The organism is Stenotrophomonas sp. ZAC14D2_NAIMI4_7, assembly GCF_003086675.1.
In the GTDB taxonomy this organism is placed as follows: Bacteria; Pseudomonadota; Gammaproteobacteria; order Xanthomonadales; family Xanthomonadaceae; genus Stenotrophomonas.
On sequence record NZ_CP025995.1, the window covers coordinates 1531734 to 1548038 of the forward strand.

Genomic DNA, 16305 nt, shown 5'->3' on the forward strand with positions numbered 1-16305 from the left:
GTTGCGACGTGGCCGCGCTTCAGCGTGAAGCGCAGCTGCGCGTGACGTCGTCGTTGAGCTGGCGCGCGGGCGTGCGCGAACCGAACCACTCGGCCAGCTCGCGGCGCGTGCGGGCCTTGTCGCAGGCTTCGGCATTGCTGGCCGCCTCGATCACCGTGCCGGTCACCGGCGCGGCACCACGGCCGGCATTGGCCTGCAGTTCGCGCCGGGCCACGCGCAGTTCGCGGTCCACGCGCTCGGCCTCCTGCCAGCTCAGTTTCGGGTCACGCACGATCGGGCGGGTCACCCCGGTGTCCTGCCCGGCCGGGCAGGGCGTGCTCTGGTAGATGGTGCGGCCGCCATCGTTGCACTTGTACACGCGCTGCGCGCACGCCTCACCGGCCGCCAGCAGCAGCGGCAGCAGAACCAACATCCTTTGCATGGATCCCCCCGTGGGCCACCCTGGCCCACATGGCGCGGGAGCATACGGAGTGTGACCCCCGTCGCGCAATATGCCGTCGCCATCCACCACAGCTGGGGTCAGAGCCCGCTGCTGCGCAACGGGATCCGACCCCGTGCCGTTCCGACAGATCGCGGGAAACTGTCGAAGGCGGGGTGGGTCCGGTTGCGGGGGCGTGAGCCGCATGGATGCGGCGACCGAGCTTACATGGACGTACTTGCAGCGTCCCCCGCAGCCGGACCCACCCCGCCATCCTACGGAATGCCAGCTTTTGACGTTGCTTCAGTCGAGCATGGCTCGACTCTACATGGGTACAGGGCGCCGCCCTGTCGCCCCCCCTCAGAACCAGAACACCACCGTGGCGGCATGCAGCAGCAGCCCGATCAGCCCACCCACCAGGGTGCCGTTGAACCGGATGAACTGCAGGTCGCGGCCCACGCTCAGTTCCAGCTGTTCCACCAGGTGGCGCTCGTCCCAGCCCTTCACCGTCTGCGCGATGTGGCTGGTCACCCCTTCGCGCAGGCGCCCGGTCAGGCGCTGCGCACCTTCCAGCAGATGCTGGTTCAGCGCCTCGCGCAGGGCCGGATCGGCCTGCAGGGTCTGCCCCAGCGAGGCCAGGCTGCGCTGCAGATGCCCCACCAGCGCCGAATCCTCGCGCTGCAGATCGGCGCGCAGCGTGGCGTGGATGCGCGCCCAAAGCCCCTGCACGTACTCCTGCAGGGCAGGGTGGTCGATCATTTCCTGCTTCAGCTGTTCGATGCGCTCGGCCAGCGCCGGATCATCGCGCAGGCGCTGTACGTAGTTCTGCAGCCAGGTCTCGTAATCCTGGCGCAGCGGATGCTGCGGCTCGGCCAACACCTGCTGCAGTTCCTCCAGCACCGCCCGCGCCAACCGCTCGGCCAGACTGTCGCCGATCTCGTCGATCGGCTTGACCCAGTTCACCGTGCTGGACAGCGTCGGCCACTCGCGCTGGATGTAGCGCACGATCAACTGCGAGGCGCGTTCTTTCACCTCCGGCTGCTCCAGCCAGCGGCCCAACCGCTGCAGGCCTTCGTCCAGCACGCGCTGGTGGCGTCCATCGGCAGTCAGCAGGGCCAGCAGTTCGCCAGCGGTGGCCGCCGCGTTCCACTGCCGCAGCTGCTGCACCACGAAGCCATGCAGCTGCCGGCGCACCGCACCTTCATCGAAGAAATCCAGCGCCTGCAGGGCCCAGCCGCGGGCCATGTCGGCCAGCATGCGCGCGCGTTCGGGTTCGGCCAGCCAACTGCCCAGGCGGCTGGCCGGATCGAACACCTGCAGGCGCGCCAGCAGCACGCCCGGTTCCAGGAACTGGTCGCGCACGAACAGGGCCAGGCTGTCGCCGATGCGCTCCTTGCTTCGCGGAATGATGGCGGTATGCGGAATGGGCAGTCCCATCGGCCGCCGGAACAGCGCGACCACCGCGAACCAGTCGGCCAGCGCGCCCACTGCGGCGGCTTCGCAGAAGGCCGACACCCAGGCCCAGATGCCCCGTTCACCCTGCCAGTGGCTGACCGCGAAACCGGCCAACATCAGCAGCAGCAGGCCCAGGGCCAGGGCTTTCAGGCGCCGCAGCTGGGCGCGACGCGGATCGATGGCAGACGTCATGGCCGCAGTCTAACCGGCACCGGATGACGCCAACGCAACGGTGGCGCCGGGCAGGGCCCGGCGCCAGCCGCTTACAGGGCTTCCAGCTGCTTTCGCAGCGCGGCCAGCTGCGCGCGCAGCGTGTCGTTCTCGCGGGTCAGGGCCACCACCCGGCGGCGCAGGGCCGGCGCGTCTTCGCCCAGCTGCTCCAGCGCCGACAGCACTTCCGCATCGCGGCTGGCTACTTCGTCCTCGCTTGGCTCTTCGAAAGCCATCTCGGCCGGTTCGGGCTTCGGCGCACGCGGCTTGCGCTTGGATTCGCGCACGCGCTTGGCCGCCTGCTTCAACTCATCCTTGCCACCGGCCGCAGCCGCGCGCTGTTCTTCTTCCGGCAGGTCGGCCACGGCGGCGGCCGCGCTGATCGAAATCACCCCGGCCTTCACTGCCTCCACCACTTCGGCCGCGGCCTGGGCGTGGATGCGCTCGATCATGCCCACCTGGCTGGTGCTCAGCTTGGCTTCGCGGGCCAGTTCGGCGCGGCTGACCTTCGGTGCCGGTTCCCACGGCGGGCTGTCTTCACCCACGTCGTCGGCCGGTTCGGCGGTGCCATCGCTTTCGCGCTGCAGCTGCGCCTGCTCCACCTGCTTGCGCGCGGACAGGATGTCGCGCTTGCGCAGGGCCAGCACGCCGCGCTGGAAATCGGACACGCTGCGGCGGCCCAGGTGCTGCTCGATCATCCACAGGTGCACGTCTTCCATGCTCTGGAAGCGGGTGTTCTGTACGGTGTTGAACGGCAGGCCGTGCTTCTGGCAGATGCCGAAACGGTTGTGGCCGTCCACCAGCACATCGCCCCACAGCACCAGCGCATCGCGGCAGCCTTCGGCCAGGATGCTGCGCTCCAGCGCGTCATGCTCGTCGGCGGTCAGCGGGTCGATGTAGGCCTTCAATTCTTCTTTGACGACGATATCCATGGGCACGGCAACAGGCAGGAGCGGAACCGACCATTGTACCCGCTCGCCCGGGCCGGCCCCGGCTCAGGCGGTGGCCCGGATCATCTCGCCCAGGATGCCGGTGATCTGGTCGATCTGTGGCTTGTCCACGATCAGCGGCGGCGACAGCGCGATGATGTCGCCGGTGCAGCGCACCAGCAGCCTGCCATCGTGGAAGCAGCGCCGGAACACTTCGTAGCCACGGCTGCCGGGGGCATCGCGGCGCGGCGCCAGCTCCACCGCACCGACCAGGCCGAAGTTGCGGATGTCGATCACGTTGGGCAGGCCCTGCAGCGCGTGCAGGCGGTCCTGCCAGTACTCGCCCAGCTCGATGGCGCGTTCGAACAGCCGTTCTTCGGCGTAGATGTCCAGCGTGGCCAGGGCCGCCGCGCAGGCCAGCGGGTGGCCCGAATACGTATAGCCATGGAACAGTTCGATCGCCTGCGCCGGGCCCTGCATGAAGCTGGCATGCACCGTATCGCTGACCAGCACCCCGCCCAGCGGCACGGCGCCGTTGCTGGCGCCCTTGGCGAAGGTCAGCAGGTCCGGGGTGACCCCGAAGCGCTGTGCCGCGAAGGGCATGCCGACCCGCCCAAAGCCGGTGATCACTTCGTCGAACACCAGCAGGATACCGTGCTGGTCGCAGATCTCGCGCAGCCGTTGCAGGTAGCCGGGGGCGGGCAGGATCACCCCGGCCGAGCCGGCCACCGGCTCGACGAATACCGCGGCGATGGTGGACGGGTCGTGCAGCGCGACCAGCCGTTCCAGGTCATCGGCCAGTTCGGCGCCCTGCCGCGGCAGGCCCTTGCTGAAGGCGTTGCGCTCCAGGTCCAGGGTGTGCCGCAGGTAGTCCACGCCGCCCAGCTGCAGGCCGAACTGCTTGCGGTTGTTGGGCAGACCGCCCAGCGCCATGCCGCCGAAGCCGACCCCGTGGTAGCCCTTTTCGCGGCTGATGAAGCGGGTGCGCTGGCCCTCGCCGCGCAGGCGATGGTGGGCCAGCACGATCTTCATCGCGGTATCCACCGCTTCCGAGCCGGAACTGGTCAGGAACACATGGTTCAGGCTGGCCGGGGCCAGTGCGGTGAGGCGCTGGGCCAGGGCGAAGGCCGGCGGTGAACCCATCTGGAAGCCGGGCGCGTAGTCCAGCGTAGCAGCCTGGTCGGCAATGGCCTTGATGATGCCCGGACGGGCGTGGCCGGCATTGCAGCACCACAGGCCGGCGGTGCCATCCAGGATGCTGCGCCCGTCCACATCTTCGTAGTGCATGCCGGCCGCGCGCACCAGCATGCGTGGCGCACCCTTGTACTGACGGTTGGCGGTGAACGGCATCCAGTACGCATCGAGCGATTCGGGGCGCTGGGTCGCCAGCGCGTGCGGGTCGATCGCGGGATTCTTCATGCCGCCTCCGTCGGGTCCGTTGCGCTGACTGTAGCGCAGCCGGTGGGCGCGATGCCCGCTCACGGGCGGAATGCGGGCGTGGCGGTATAACCGTGGCAGATCTTCACCCGGAACCGGACATGGCCGACTTCCCCGACCGCAGCCATTGGCAGGCACTGGCCGGCCAGCTGACTCTGCCATCGCAGGCCTTCATCGATGGCCGCTACGTGGACGCGGCCAGCGGCGCCCGCTTCGACTGCATCAGTCCCATCGATGGGCGCGTGCTGGGCCAGGTGGCTGACTGCGATGCACACGACGTGGACCGTGCGGTACTGGCCGCGCGCCGCGCCTTCGATGCCGGCCACTGGTCGCAGGCCAGCCCCTCCCAGCGCAAGCGCGTGCTGCAGGCGCTGACCGCGCTGGTGGAACAGCATGCCGACGAACTGGCGCTGCTGGAAACGTTGGACATGGGCAAGCCGGTGCGCGATGCGCGGCGCATCGACCTGCCCGGCGTGGTGCGCTGCCTGGCCTGGACCGCCGAAGCGGCGGACAAGCTGTACGGCGGCATCGCGCCGACTGGGCCACACGAGCTGGGCCTGGTCAGTCGCGAGCCTGCCGGTGTGGTGGGCGCCATCGTGCCGTGGAATTTCCCACTGCTGATGGCCTGCTGGAAGATCGCGCCGGCACTGGCGATGGGCAATTCGGTGGTGCTGAAGCCGTCCGAGCGCTCACCGTTGAGCGCGTTGCGGCTGGCCGCGCTGGCCGCCGAAGCCGGGCTGCCGGACGGTGTGCTGAACGTGCTGCCGGGCCATGGCGAACGCGTGGGCGAACCGCTGGCCCTGCACATGGACGTGGACGTGCTGGCGTTTACCGGTTCCACCGCCACCGGCGCGCGCCTGCTGCAGTACGCCGGTCGTTCCAATCTGAAGCGGGTCTGGCTGGAATGCGGTGGCAAGAGCCCCCACCTGGTCTTTGCCGATGCACCGGATCTGGATGCCGCGGCCAAGGGCGTGGCGCAGGGCATCTTCTTCAATCAGGGTGAGGTCTGCACGGCGGGCTCGCGCCTGCTGGTGGAGCGCTCGATCCGTGATGATTTCGTGCACCAGGTGCTGGCGTACGCGCGGCACATGCAACCGCGGCACCCGCTGGACCCGGACGCGCCGATGGGCGCGCTGGTGGATGCGGCGCACGTGGAGAAAGTACTGGCCGATATCGCCCGCGCCGAGGCCGACGGTGCGCGCCTGCTGCTGGGCGGGCAACGCGCGCAGGTCGAGGCGGGCGGATGCTACGTGCAGCCCACCGTGTTCGACCAGGTGCGGCCAGAACAGGCGCTGGCCCGCGAGGAAGTGTTCGGCCCGGTGCTGGCGGTGCTGGGTTTCGACAGTGAAGCCGAGGCCGTTCGCCTGGCCAATGACAGCCGTTATGGACTGGCCGCAGGACTGTGGACGCGCGATCTGGGCCGCGCCCACCGCGTGGCCCGCCAGCTGCGCGCGGGCAGCGTGTGGGTGAATGGCTGGGATGGCGGTGACATGACCGCACCGTTTGGCGGCTACAAGCAATCGGGCAACGGCCGCGACAAGTCGCTGCATGCGTTCGACAAGTACAGCGAGATCAAGGCGACCTGGATCCAGCTGTAGCGTCGAAGCGCCGGGCATGGCCCGGCGCTACCGCCTTTCTGTAGAGTCGAGCCATGCTCGACTGCTCTTCGCGCAAGGCAGTCGAGCATGGCTCGACTCTACAGGGAGCGAAGTCGAGCATGGCTCGACTCTACAAAGAAGCGCGCTACCGGCACCGCGCGCTCACCACCAGCACTGCGTCGCGTAGCGCCTGCCGGTCCATTTCCTTCACCGCGCCCTGGAAGTAGGCCATGTCCTGCTTCCCCAGTTCGCACGGATCGATCATGTAGCCTGGCGGCCACAGCCCCAGCAGTTGCGCGACGCCCTGCACGATCTGCTCGGGTGACATCTGCGGCCGCATGTGGAAGTAGTTGCGGCGCGGGGCGAATGCCGCGTGTACCTCGCGGCGGCCCAGCAACCTGGGGGCTACCCCCGCCGCAGTGATGCCATCACCTCCCTCGATGCTGCCGGCTGGCAGGCCCAGCGACAGCGGTGCCGTCGTTGGCGCCTCGTCGCGCTCCATGGCGACAACGCGGGGTGCTGCGGAGGGCAGACGCTGCGGCCTGGCAGACCGCGCCGTGGATGCGGCAGCAGGTTCAGCGCGCAGCGGCATGGGCGGTGGCAATGCCGGCGCCGCTGGCAGCCAGCGCAGGCTGATGCGTGCTTCATCGGCAGGCGGCGGGTCGATGCGGCCGCTACGCCACAGCCAGGTACCCAGCAGCGCATGCAGCAGCACCACCAGCAGGCAGGCCACGCCGCGCGGCAGCTGTGGCGAATCGGACCAGCGCAACACCACAACAGGGGCCATCGGCAGCGCATCCATGCAGTAACCGGTGGCGCAGCGTAACGCCCGGCCAGAAAAATTCCGTTGTCTTGGTGTCGGCTGAAACCATCGTCCCGTCAGGCCGTCCGCGCGTGGCAGAATCGGTCGATCCACCTTCCACGCCTCGCCGATGTCCACGCTCTCCACCGCTGCAGCCCCCGTCAATTCGCCCCGCCGTGTGCTGCTGGCCAGCCTGATCGGCACCACCATCGAATTCTTCGATTTCTACATCTATGCCACCGCGGCGGTGCTGGTATTCCCGCATCTGTTCTTCCCGGAAAGCAGCGACCAGGCGGCCCTGCTGCAGTCGCTGGCGACCTTCGCGGTGGCCTTCATCGCGCGGCCGGTGGGCTCGGCGGTGTTCGGCCACTTCGGCGACCGCATCGGTCGCAAGGCCACGCTGGTGGCGGCGCTGCTGACCATGGGGCTGTCCACTGTCGCGATCGGCCTGCTGCCGACCCATGCGCAGATCGGGCTGTGGGCGCCGGCGCTGCTGGCCCTGTGCCGTTTCGGCCAGGGCCTGGGGCTGGGCGGCGAATGGGGTGGGGCGGTGCTGCTGGCCACCGAGAACGCACCGCCGGGCAAGCGCGCCTGGTACGGCATGTTCCCGCAGCTGGGTGCGCCGCTGGGGTTCCTGTTGTCGGCGGGTATCTTCCTGCTGCTCGGGCGCTGGCTCAGCCAGCAGGATTTCCTGCAGTGGGGCTGGCGCATTCCGTTCGTAGCCAGCGCGCTGCTGGTCACCCTGGGGCTGTGGGTGCGGTTGAACATCCACGAGACGCCGGATTTCCAGAATGCGCTGGATCGCAAGGCGCCGGTGCGCCTGCCGATGTGGACGGTGCTGCGCCACCATGCCGTACCCATGCTGTTGGGCACGCTGGGCGCCTTTGCCACCTTCGTGCTGTTCTACCTGATGACGGTGTTCAGCCTGGGCCACGGCACCGCGGTACTGGGCTACAGCCGCGAGCAGTTCCTGCTGATGCAGATGGTGGCCATGCTGTTCTTCGCCATTGGCATCCCGTTGTCGGCGCGCTATGGCGATCGCTGGGGCACGCGCCGCACCATGATCATCGCCAGCGTGCTGATCCTGGGCTTCGGCGTGTTGTTCGCGCCGCTGTTCCAGGCGCACAGCCCGTGGCTGGTGCTCACCTTCCTGTGCCTGGGGCTGTTCCTGATGGGCCTGACCTACGGCCCCTGCGGCACCTTCCTGGCCGAGATCTACCCGGTGGAGGTGCGCTACACCGGCGCGTCGCTGTCGTTCAACCTGGCCGGCATCCTGGGCGCGGCGCCGGCACCGTACCTGGCCACTTGGCTGGCCGAACGTTTTGGCCTGGTCGCGGTGGGCTACTACCTGTGCCTGACCGCGGTGGCCACGCTGTGCGCGCTGGTGGCGCTGCACCGGCGCGGTCGTTGACGGCCTTCAGCCGAAGATGCGCTTGAGCGTGCGGCCCAGCCAGCCGCCGCTCTGGTGCTCGCGGGTGAACTGGTTCAAGTGCGCCTTCACCTGTTCGGCATAGGCCTGGTCGTCGCCACGGATGTGGTTGAACAACCAGCGCGACAGCATGGTGCGCAGCTCGTCGCTGACATCCTCGCCGGCCTGGAATCGCAACCGGTACTCGGCCACGCGCTTGATGAAGATTTCATGCACGCGCTTGTGCGCCGCGCAGAACGGGTAGCCCGCTTCCTCCATCAACTCCTCTTCGAACGCGAAGTGAGACATGGTGTAGTCCACCACCTCGTCGATCACCTCGGCCACCGCCACGCGCTGCAGGCTGGACTGCGCCACGTGCAGGTGGTTGAGCATTTCCACGATGCGACGATGCTGCTGGTCGATCACATCGATGCCCGTGTTCAGATCGTCCTGCCAGAGCAGTAGTGCCATCCGTGCGCCCCCTTCATGCTGATGTCGGGTGCGACTGTAGGCGCGCGCCCAGCAGGCGGCGTTGATCTGGATCAAAGCATGCGTGTCAGGATAAAGCAGGCTCACGCGCGCGCTGTGGCGGTGCCACCGTGGTGCTGCTGACCCGGTTGCGACCGCCGGCCTTGGCCAGGTACAGCTGCCGGTCGGCTTCGGAAATCAGCCGGTGCAGCGAATCGCGCTGCGGCTGCAGGCAGCACAGGCCAATGCTGACGGTCATGCGCAGGGTGGCGGTGCCGATATCCACTTCCAGCGCGGCGATGCGCTGGCGCAGTTCCTCGAAGTACTGCAGCGCTTCATCCTGTTCCATGTCCGGCACCAGCAGGCAGAATTCTTCGCCACCAAAGCGTGCGATCAGGTCCTGGCTGCGTGCGTGGTCGCCCACCGCGCGGGCGACGGCGCGCAGGGCATCGTCGCCGGCTTCGTGGCCGTAGGTATCGTTGATGTGCTTGAAGTGGTCGATGTCGATCATCGCCACCGCCACGCTCTGGCCATGCAGCTGCAGCTGCGGCAGCTGGCGCTGGCTCTGTTCCAGGAAACAGCGTCGGTTGGGCAGGCCGGTGAGGAAATCGCGGGTGGCCAGATCCTGCAGGGTGCCGATCAGTTCCAGCTGGTCCACGTTCTGCGAAACGCGGCAGAAGAACTCTTCGCGCGAGAATGGCTTGCGCAGGAAATCGTTGGCGCCGTTCTTCAGGAAGCGCGGAATCAACGAGGCGTCGGTGTTCCCGGAAATACCGATCACCGCCACCTTGTCGCGCGAGCGCAGGGTGCGCAGGCGGCGGGTGAATTCCACGCCCTGCATGCCCGGCATTTCCTGGTCCACCACCGCCAGGCGGATGGCCGGATGGGCCTCGATGGCGGCCAGGCCTTCGCTGCCATCGGCCGCTTCATACACTTCATGGCCGTACATGCGCAGCAGCGCTGCCGCATAGCCGCGTGCGGACGGCGAATCGTCCACCACCAGCGCGGCGATGCGCCGGTTGCGCTCCAGCCGCTGTACCAGCCAGACCAGGTAATCGATGCTGCCCGGCGTGTTCTTCAGCACGTAGTCGATGATCTGCTGCTGCAGCACCCGCTTGCGCAGGTCTTCGTCATACACGCCGCTGACCACCACGGTGGGCAGATCGCGCTTCAGGAAGAACTCGACCACCGCATCGCGGTCACCATCGGCCAGCACCAGTCCGGTCAGCACCAGGAACCAGCCGTCTTCCTCGCTCAACAGGCGGCCGGCCTCGGCCAGGGTGGACGCCACCACCACAGGCAGCTCCAGGCGCTGTTCGATCGCCTCGCGCAGCATGCCGGTGAACGCACGTGAATTTTCCACCAGCAGGATCCGCTGCGGCAGGGGATCGGCCAGGTCGCCATCGACAACGACCTGCGGCAGGACGGGCATGGTGCGGTGGCTCACATGGGAGGGCTTGGCCGGGGTAGCGGCCGTTGCAGGCGAAACTTTAGCCTGGGGCGGCCAGGGGCAGGTCGGGGCGGCACATGGCTGCGCTGGCCCCGGACCGGTATGCTCGGTGCCGCTACCCGGCCGTCCTGGCCGGGGGCCCTCGGAGTTTCTGGGCACCGCCGGTGCCCGCGCCGATGCACACCGGTTGTGCCAGGCGAACGCGGCAGTGCCTGGCCGCCCACCAACATTCAATCCACAAGGGGGTTGCCCGTGCGTTTTTCCCGTATGCGTATCGCAATTGCAGCGGCTGCGCTGCTGTCCACGCCGATGATTGCTGCAGCCGCCTGCTGCCCCAGCGACGGCAACGGTATCCAGCTGGCCAAGAGTGGCCTGGGCGAAGCGCTGCCCGCCGCGCTGAACCTGAGCCAGGATCCGGCCTGGCAGGTCTATGGGTTCCAGCGCGACGGCATCACCTATTTCCAGGTGAATGACCTGACCGGGCAGGTGAAGCTGATCGTCGGCACGCTCGACAACGTGTTCTGGACCTTGCCGGCCGGCAAGTCACCGGCCAAGACCTCGCTGCCCTCGCAGCGCCTGGTGATCCCGGCCAACGCGTCGCGCCAGGTGGTGTACCGCCGCGCCGAGTTCTCGCTGGTGGTCTACGGCAAGGGCGCCGATGCGATCTGGTCGGTGGAACTGCCGGGCGAAGGCCAGTAAGCAGCGTGGATGGCCGGCCCTGCTGCATGCGGGGCCGGTCGTTGCAGCGCTCAGCCCAGGCCGTGCGGCGCCAGCCGCGCCTGCAGCGGAGCGTCCTGTTCCACCTGCGCCGGTGAATCCAGCAGCAGCATGCGGATGCGGTTGCCACGGCAGTCCACGCGACCGCCGTAGGCGATGGCCCGTGCGCTCAACCGGCGCCGCGCCAGTGCCATGGTTTCCTCCGACAGCGTGCGATGGCGGTCCAGCAGGCCCACCGTCACCACGATGCCGCGCTGCGCGCCGTGTCGGCCGCAGCGTGCACGCACCTGGATCTGCCCACGCTCGCCGTTCAGCAGCAGCGACACGGCCTCGGCCAGGGTGCGGTAGGTCGCCAGCTGCAGGCCCAGGTTCAACTGGCAGGGGTCGCCCTGCAGCTGGTGACGGCCCAGCCGATCTGTAGCGTCCCAGGCCTGGTGGATGCCGCTGGCCTGCAGCGCCAGGTACAGCCCCAGCTGCTCCAGCTCGGCCGGGTAGACCATGCTGGTCAGCTCGCGGAACTGCCGTGAATGGCTCGTCGCGGTGCCCAGCAGCTGCCGTGCGGGCTCGTGGTGGCCATGCAGCTTCAGCAGTTCGGCGGTCTCGCCCAGCGACGTTTCGATATCATCGGCAATGCGCCGCAGCGCCAACGCACGCTGGCGCAGGTCCATTTCATTGGCGATGTGCGCGTTGCGGGAAAAGTCGGCAGCCTGGCGGCCGGCCTGGTCGTGGTGGGCGTACTGGTGGTAGTGCTGGCTGATGCGCGAGCCGAGCGCCAGCAGCGCGGTACCGGCGACCGCCACGATCTGCACGGTCATGAAGGTGCGCTCGTCGAACGAGCCGGGCAGGCCACTGCTGGGCGTGCCCACGCTGATCAGCATGTTCAGCAGCGGCACGGCCACCGCTGCCCCACGCCAGCCGTGCATGCAGGTCAGGGCGACGGCGGGCAGGGCCATCAGAAGTTGCAGGCTGGTCTTGGCCGGGTCGGAACTGGCGCCGGCCCAGATCGCCGTGCCGCCCAGCAGCAGCAGGGCCGCCAGCGACGCCAGCGTCGGCCACTGCCGCCAGCTGGACCAGTCATGGCCCGCACTGCGCTGCGACCACAGCAGGGCCAGCGGGACCACGGTGATGATGGCGATGTAGTCGCCCAGCACGTAGCGCACCGCGGTGCCCAGCACCGGATCGGACGGCGGGGCGGGCCACAGCAGATGGGCCAGGCCCAGCTTCAGTACCGCCGTGGCCAGCGCGGCCCACGCGGCAATGGACAGCACCCAGCCTTCACCGGCCGTGGCCAGGCGACGACGGTGCAGGCCCACCACCAGGGCGACCGCCGGGATCAGGCAGGCCGATGCCAGCACCACCCACGGCAGGCCATAGCGGTCGACCATGGGGTAGCGCATCTGCGCGAAGTAGGCGTACTCGCCCAGGATCAGATAGCCCCACAGGCGGGGCGGGCACAGCAGCAGCGCGGCCACGCGGATGCCGGCCGGCAGGTAGAACTGGTCCAGCGAAATCTGCCGGGTGGCCCAGCAGGCAAGCGCATACAGCGCCGCCAGAGCAAGTCCCGCCGGCCGGATACGCACATCCAGGCGAATTCCATTCGTCCACCAGTTCAATCGCAAGCCTCCCTTGCTGCTGCGCGTAAGCGCCACCCAGGCATCGCGCCCGGCCCCAGTCCGCGACAGTATCGGCTGACGCGGACGCTTGCAATTGCCTGCAACCGGCGTGCCGCGGCGGCCGGCCCCGACCGTAGGGCGCAGGTGCTGACCGGGTTCACACTTTCACATCAGGCGGTTACCACAGGGCATCCCGCAGCTTGTACCAGGACATGGCCGCCACCAGCAGCGGGGTGCGCAGCAGGCGCCCGCCCGGGAAGGGTGCGTGGTGCAGGCGCTGGTAGACATCCAGACGCTCGCTCTGGCCGGCGATCGCCGCGGCGATCACCTCGCCGGCCAACCCGGCCGCGGCTACGCCGTGGCCGGAAAAACCCTGCGCGAAGTACAGGTTCGGGTCCAGCCGGCCCCAGTGCGGGGCACGGTTGCGGGTGATGTCTACGAAGCCGCCCCAGACCTGCTCCAGACGTACGTCGGCCAGCTGCGGGAACACCTGGTGCATGCGCCGCTGCATCACCCCGCGCAGGCCCGGCGGCGGCAGCGCCGAATAGCTGGCGCGGCCGCCGAACAGCAGGCGGTGGTCGTGGCTGAGACGGAAATAGTCCAGCGCCCAGGCGGTGTCTGCCACCGCCATGTTGTTGGCGATCAGCGCACGCGCGCGCTCGGCGCCCAGCGGTGCGCTGGCCCCCACGTAGGTGCCGACCGGCATGATGCGGCGCTCCAGGTCGGGCAGCAGGCCCTGCAGCAGCGCATTGCCGGCCACCACCAGATGGCGGGCGTGCACGCTGCCGGCGGCTGTGTGCAGGGACGGCGCCGGACCGCGCTGCAGCCGCATGACGGGGGACTGTTCGTGGATGACCACCCCGGCCGCGCGCGCCGCGTCGGCCAGGCCGCGCGCATAGGCCAGCGGGTGCAGGTGGGCGCTGAGCGGGTCGAACATGGCCGCGCGGTAGCGCGGGCTGTCCAGTTGGGCGGCAAGGGTGGGGCGGTCCCACCATTGCATAGGGTAGTCGTAGTGGCGCTGCAGGTGTTCGCAATGCCCCTGCAGGTCGCGTTCGTGGCGGGCGCGGATGGCCACGCTGGCGTGGCCTTCCACCCAGTGGCAATCGATGGCGTGGCGATCGATGCGCTGGCGCATCGCCTGCACGGCCTCGCGTGACCAGTCGAACAGCCGGCGGGCGTCGGCGCGGCCGACCTCGCGTTCCAGCGTGTCCACTTCGCAGCCGTAGCCCACCAGCGCCTGGCCGCCGTTGCGGCCCGACGCTCCCCAGCCGATCCGCTGCGCTTCCAGCACCACCACCCGGTAGCCGCGCGCGGCCAGTTCCAGCGCGGCGGTCAGGCCGGTGTAGCCAGCGCCCAGCACCGCCACGTCGGCCTGCATCTGGCCCCGCAGGGGCGGCAGTGGCGACGGCTCGGGCAGGCTGGCCGCATACCAGCTGGGTGGGAAGGCCGCGCTCACAGAGGCTCTCGCAGGCGTGCGGTGGGCGGTTCGGACGGGGCAGGGGAGGCGCTGTTCACACCGGTAGTTTCGCCCAGCGGCGTGCCCGTGGACGTGATGGCGGCGGCTTGCCGCCCTGGCCATGCCGCAGGTACCGTGCAGGCACGCCAAGGAGTCCTGCATGCATCGCCTGCCCGCGGTGGGCCTGCCCACCGATAGCACCGTCATGGGCCATCATCGTTTCGCGGTGGCCGGCGAAAAGTACGTCCGCGCGCTGGTGGACGCCGCCGAAGTGACGCCGTGGCTGCTGCCCAGCCTGCAACCGCCACTGCCTGCCGCAGACTGGCTGCAGGATCTGGACGGGCTGCTGCTGACCGGCGCGGTCAGCAACATCGAGCCGCAGCACTACCAAGGCGGGCGCACCTGGCCGGGAAATCCGCATGACCCGGCGCGCGATGCCAACGCGTTCGCGCTGCTGCAGGCCGCCCTTGCGCTGGACCTGCCGGTGCTGGCGATCTGTCGTGGCTTCCAGGAACTGAATGTCAGCCTGGGGGGCAGCCTGCACCCGCAGGTACATGCCGTGCCGGGCCTGGCCGATCATCGCGAAGATCCGCAGGCCGCGGTCGAGGTGCAGTACGGGCCGGCGCACAGCGTGCAACTGGTCACCGGCGGCTGGCTGTCACAGTGGCACGGCGGGGACACAGCGCAGGTCAATTCGGTGCACGGGCAGGGCATTGCGCGGTTGGCACCGGCGCTGCAGGTCGAGGCCACCGCCGGCGATGGCCTGGTCGAAGCCGCACGCAGTGGCCACCACCGCTTCGTGCTGGGCGTACAGTGGCACCCGGAGTGGCGAGTCACGCAGACGCCGTTCTATCACGCTATTTTCCGTGCTTTCGGCCAAGCTTGCCGTCAGTACCAACAGAAACGACTGGATGCCTGATGAGTTCCCGACCGCGCCCGCGCAAGACGGCCACGCCCCCCGAGCCGCAGGAAAGCAGCCTGCTGCGCTGGCTGAAGGAACGGCGCATCACCGAAGTGGAATGCCTGGTGCCGGACATCACCGGCAACGCGCGCGGCAAGATCATTCCGGCCGACAAGTTCTCGCATGACTACGGCACGCGCCTGCCCGAGGGCATCTTCGCCACCACCGTCACCGGCGAATTTCCCGATGACTACTACGACCTGACCTCGCCGTCGGACTCGGACATGATGCTGCGCCCGGACCCGGACACGGTGCGCATGGTGCCGTGGGCGGCCGATGCCACCGCGCAGGTCATCCATGACTGCTACACCAAGAGCGGCGAGCCGCACGAGCTGGCCCCGCGCAACGTACTGCGCCGCGTGCTGGCCGCCTATGCCGAACTGGGCCTGCGCCCGGTGGTGGCACCGGAACTGGAATTCTTCCTGGTGCAGAAGAACACCGACCCGGACTTCCCGCTGCTGCCGCCGGCCGGCCGCTCCGGGCGCCCGGAAACGGCGCGGCAGTCGTACTCGATCGATGCGGTCAACGAATTCGATCCCATCCTCGACCTGATGTATGACTACGCCGATGCGATGAAGCTGGACGTGGATACCTTGATCCACGAATCCGGCGCGGCGCAGCTGGAGGTCAACTTCACCCATGCCGATGCGATGGACCTGGCCGACCAGGTGTTCCTGTTCAAGCGCACCATGCGGGAGGCGGCCATGCGCCACGGCGTGTACGCCACCTTCCTGGCCAAGCCGATGGAGAACGAACCTGGCAGTGCCATGCACATCCACCAGAGCCTGGTGCGGGTGAGCGACGGCAGCAACGTGTTCGCCGGCGAAACCCACGCCGAGGGTGAGTTCAGCCCGGTGTTCGGCCACTACCTGGGCGGCCTGCAGAAATACGTGCCGCAGGCGATGGCGTTCTTCGCCCCCAACGTCAATTCCTACCGTCGCCTGGTGTTCGGCGAAGTCTCGCCCAGCAACGTGCACTGGGGCTATGACAACCGCACCTGCGGCCTGCGCGTGCCGCTGGACACGCCGGAAAACATGCGGGTGGAAAGCCGCTTTGCCGGCTCCGATGCCAACCCCTACCTGGCGATGGCCGCGACCCTGGCCTGCGGCCTGCTCGGTATCCGCGAGCGGCTGGCGCCGGACGCGCCGGTGAGTGGCAGCGCCAAGGAGCTGGGCTACAACCTGCCGCGCTCGCTGGGCGAAGCGCTGGACGGGCTGGAACAGTGCAGCGAGCTGCAGGCCCTGCTGGGCGAGCGCTTCTGCCGCGCCTACATCTCGGTCAAGCGCAAGGAATACGAGACCTTCTTCCGGGTGATCAGCTCGTGGGAGCGCGAGTTCCTGCTGTTGAACGTGTGAAGACCCGTAATTGATGAATGAGCCGCCG

General features: G+C 68.7%; 14 protein-coding genes. 5 read left to right on the plus strand and 9 right to left on the minus strand.

Features of this window, described 5'->3' with window-relative positions:
* Nucleotides 1-19: 19 nt before the first annotated feature.
* The 4 genes from C1922_RS20340 to C1922_RS07105 form a co-directional block, all read right to left on the minus strand.
* Entirely contained in the window at nt 20-412 is a 393-nt protein-coding gene (locus C1922_RS20340; RefSeq protein ID WP_159091884.1) for a DUF4124 domain-containing protein, read from the minus strand.
* 366 nt (nt 413-778) lie between these two features.
* On the minus strand, nt 779-2065 hold the full coding sequence (locus tag C1922_RS07095; RefSeq protein ID WP_108749124.1) for a DUF445 family protein: 1287 nt from the start codon (nt 2063-2065) through the stop codon (nt 779-781).
* A 71-nt stretch (nt 2066-2136) separates the two neighbouring features.
* A complete protein-coding gene (locus C1922_RS07100) occupies nt 2137-3015 on the minus strand; it encodes a plasmid replication/partition related protein (RefSeq protein ID WP_108749125.1) in 879 nt (292 codons plus the stop codon).
* A 63-nt stretch (nt 3016-3078) separates the two neighbouring features.
* Nucleotides 3079-4431 carry an aspartate aminotransferase family protein gene (locus C1922_RS07105; protein WP_108749126.1) on the minus strand — a complete coding sequence of 451 codons (1353 nt, stop codon included), beginning with the start codon at nt 4429-4431 and terminating at the stop codon, nt 3079-3081.
* A 119-nt stretch (nt 4432-4550) separates the two neighbouring features.
* Here C1922_RS07105 and C1922_RS07110 point away from each other — a divergent pair, with 119 nt between their 5' ends.
* Complete coding sequence (locus C1922_RS07110; protein ID WP_108749127.1) at nt 4551-6047, plus strand: aldehyde dehydrogenase; 1497 nt, start codon at nt 4551-4553, stop codon at nt 6045-6047.
* 145 nt (nt 6048-6192) lie between these two features.
* Here the strand turns inward: C1922_RS07110 and C1922_RS07115 are convergent, their stop codons facing one another.
* Nucleotides 6193-6834, minus strand: coding sequence for a hypothetical protein (locus tag C1922_RS07115; protein ID WP_234413474.1), 642 nt, complete (start codon nt 6832-6834; stop codon nt 6193-6195).
* A 145-nt stretch (nt 6835-6979) separates the two neighbouring features.
* Between C1922_RS07115 and C1922_RS07120 the strand changes: the two genes are divergently transcribed.
* A complete protein-coding gene (locus C1922_RS07120; protein ID WP_108749129.1) occupies nt 6980-8260 on the plus strand; it encodes an MFS transporter in 1281 nt (426 codons plus the stop codon).
* Between the two features lie 6 nt (nt 8261-8266).
* Here C1922_RS07120 and C1922_RS07125 read toward each other — a convergent pair whose 3' ends face one another.
* Nucleotides 8267-8728, minus strand: a complete 462-nt coding sequence (locus C1922_RS07125) for a bacteriohemerythrin (protein WP_108749130.1) — start codon at nt 8726-8728, stop codon at nt 8267-8269.
* Nucleotides 8729-8813: 85 nt separating this feature from the next.
* On the minus strand, nt 8814-10157 hold the full coding sequence (locus tag C1922_RS07130) for a diguanylate cyclase (protein WP_108751513.1): 1344 nt from the start codon (nt 10155-10157) through the stop codon (nt 8814-8816).
* Between the two features lie 285 nt (nt 10158-10442).
* Between C1922_RS07130 and C1922_RS07135 the strand changes: the two genes are divergently transcribed.
* Nucleotides 10443-10874: a hypothetical protein gene (locus C1922_RS07135; protein WP_108749131.1), complete on the plus strand. Its 432-nt coding sequence runs from the start codon at nt 10443-10445 to the stop codon at nt 10872-10874.
* 50 nt (nt 10875-10924) lie between these two features.
* Here C1922_RS07135 and C1922_RS07140 read toward each other — a convergent pair whose 3' ends face one another.
* Nucleotides 10925-12505, minus strand: coding sequence for an MASE1 domain-containing protein (locus C1922_RS07140; protein WP_234413475.1), 1581 nt, complete (start codon nt 12503-12505; stop codon nt 10925-10927).
* 178 nt (nt 12506-12683) lie between these two features.
* Nucleotides 12684-13961, minus strand: a complete 1278-nt coding sequence (locus tag C1922_RS07145) for an FAD-binding oxidoreductase (RefSeq protein ID WP_108749133.1) — start codon at nt 13959-13961, stop codon at nt 12684-12686.
* Nucleotides 13962-14121: 160 nt separating this feature from the next.
* Between C1922_RS07145 and C1922_RS07150 the strand changes: the two genes are divergently transcribed.
* Both C1922_RS07150 and C1922_RS07155 read left to right on the plus strand, forming a co-directional pair.
* A complete protein-coding gene (locus C1922_RS07150) occupies nt 14122-14880 on the plus strand; it encodes a gamma-glutamyl-gamma-aminobutyrate hydrolase family protein (protein ID WP_108749134.1) in 759 nt (252 codons plus the stop codon).
* Complete coding sequence (locus C1922_RS07155; RefSeq protein WP_108749135.1) at nt 14880-16277, plus strand: glutamine synthetase family protein; 1398 nt, start codon at nt 14880-14882, stop codon at nt 16275-16277. Before C1922_RS07150 ends, C1922_RS07155 begins: the two co-directional genes overlap by 1 nt.
* The last annotated feature ends 28 nt before the right edge of the window (nt 16278-16305 follow it).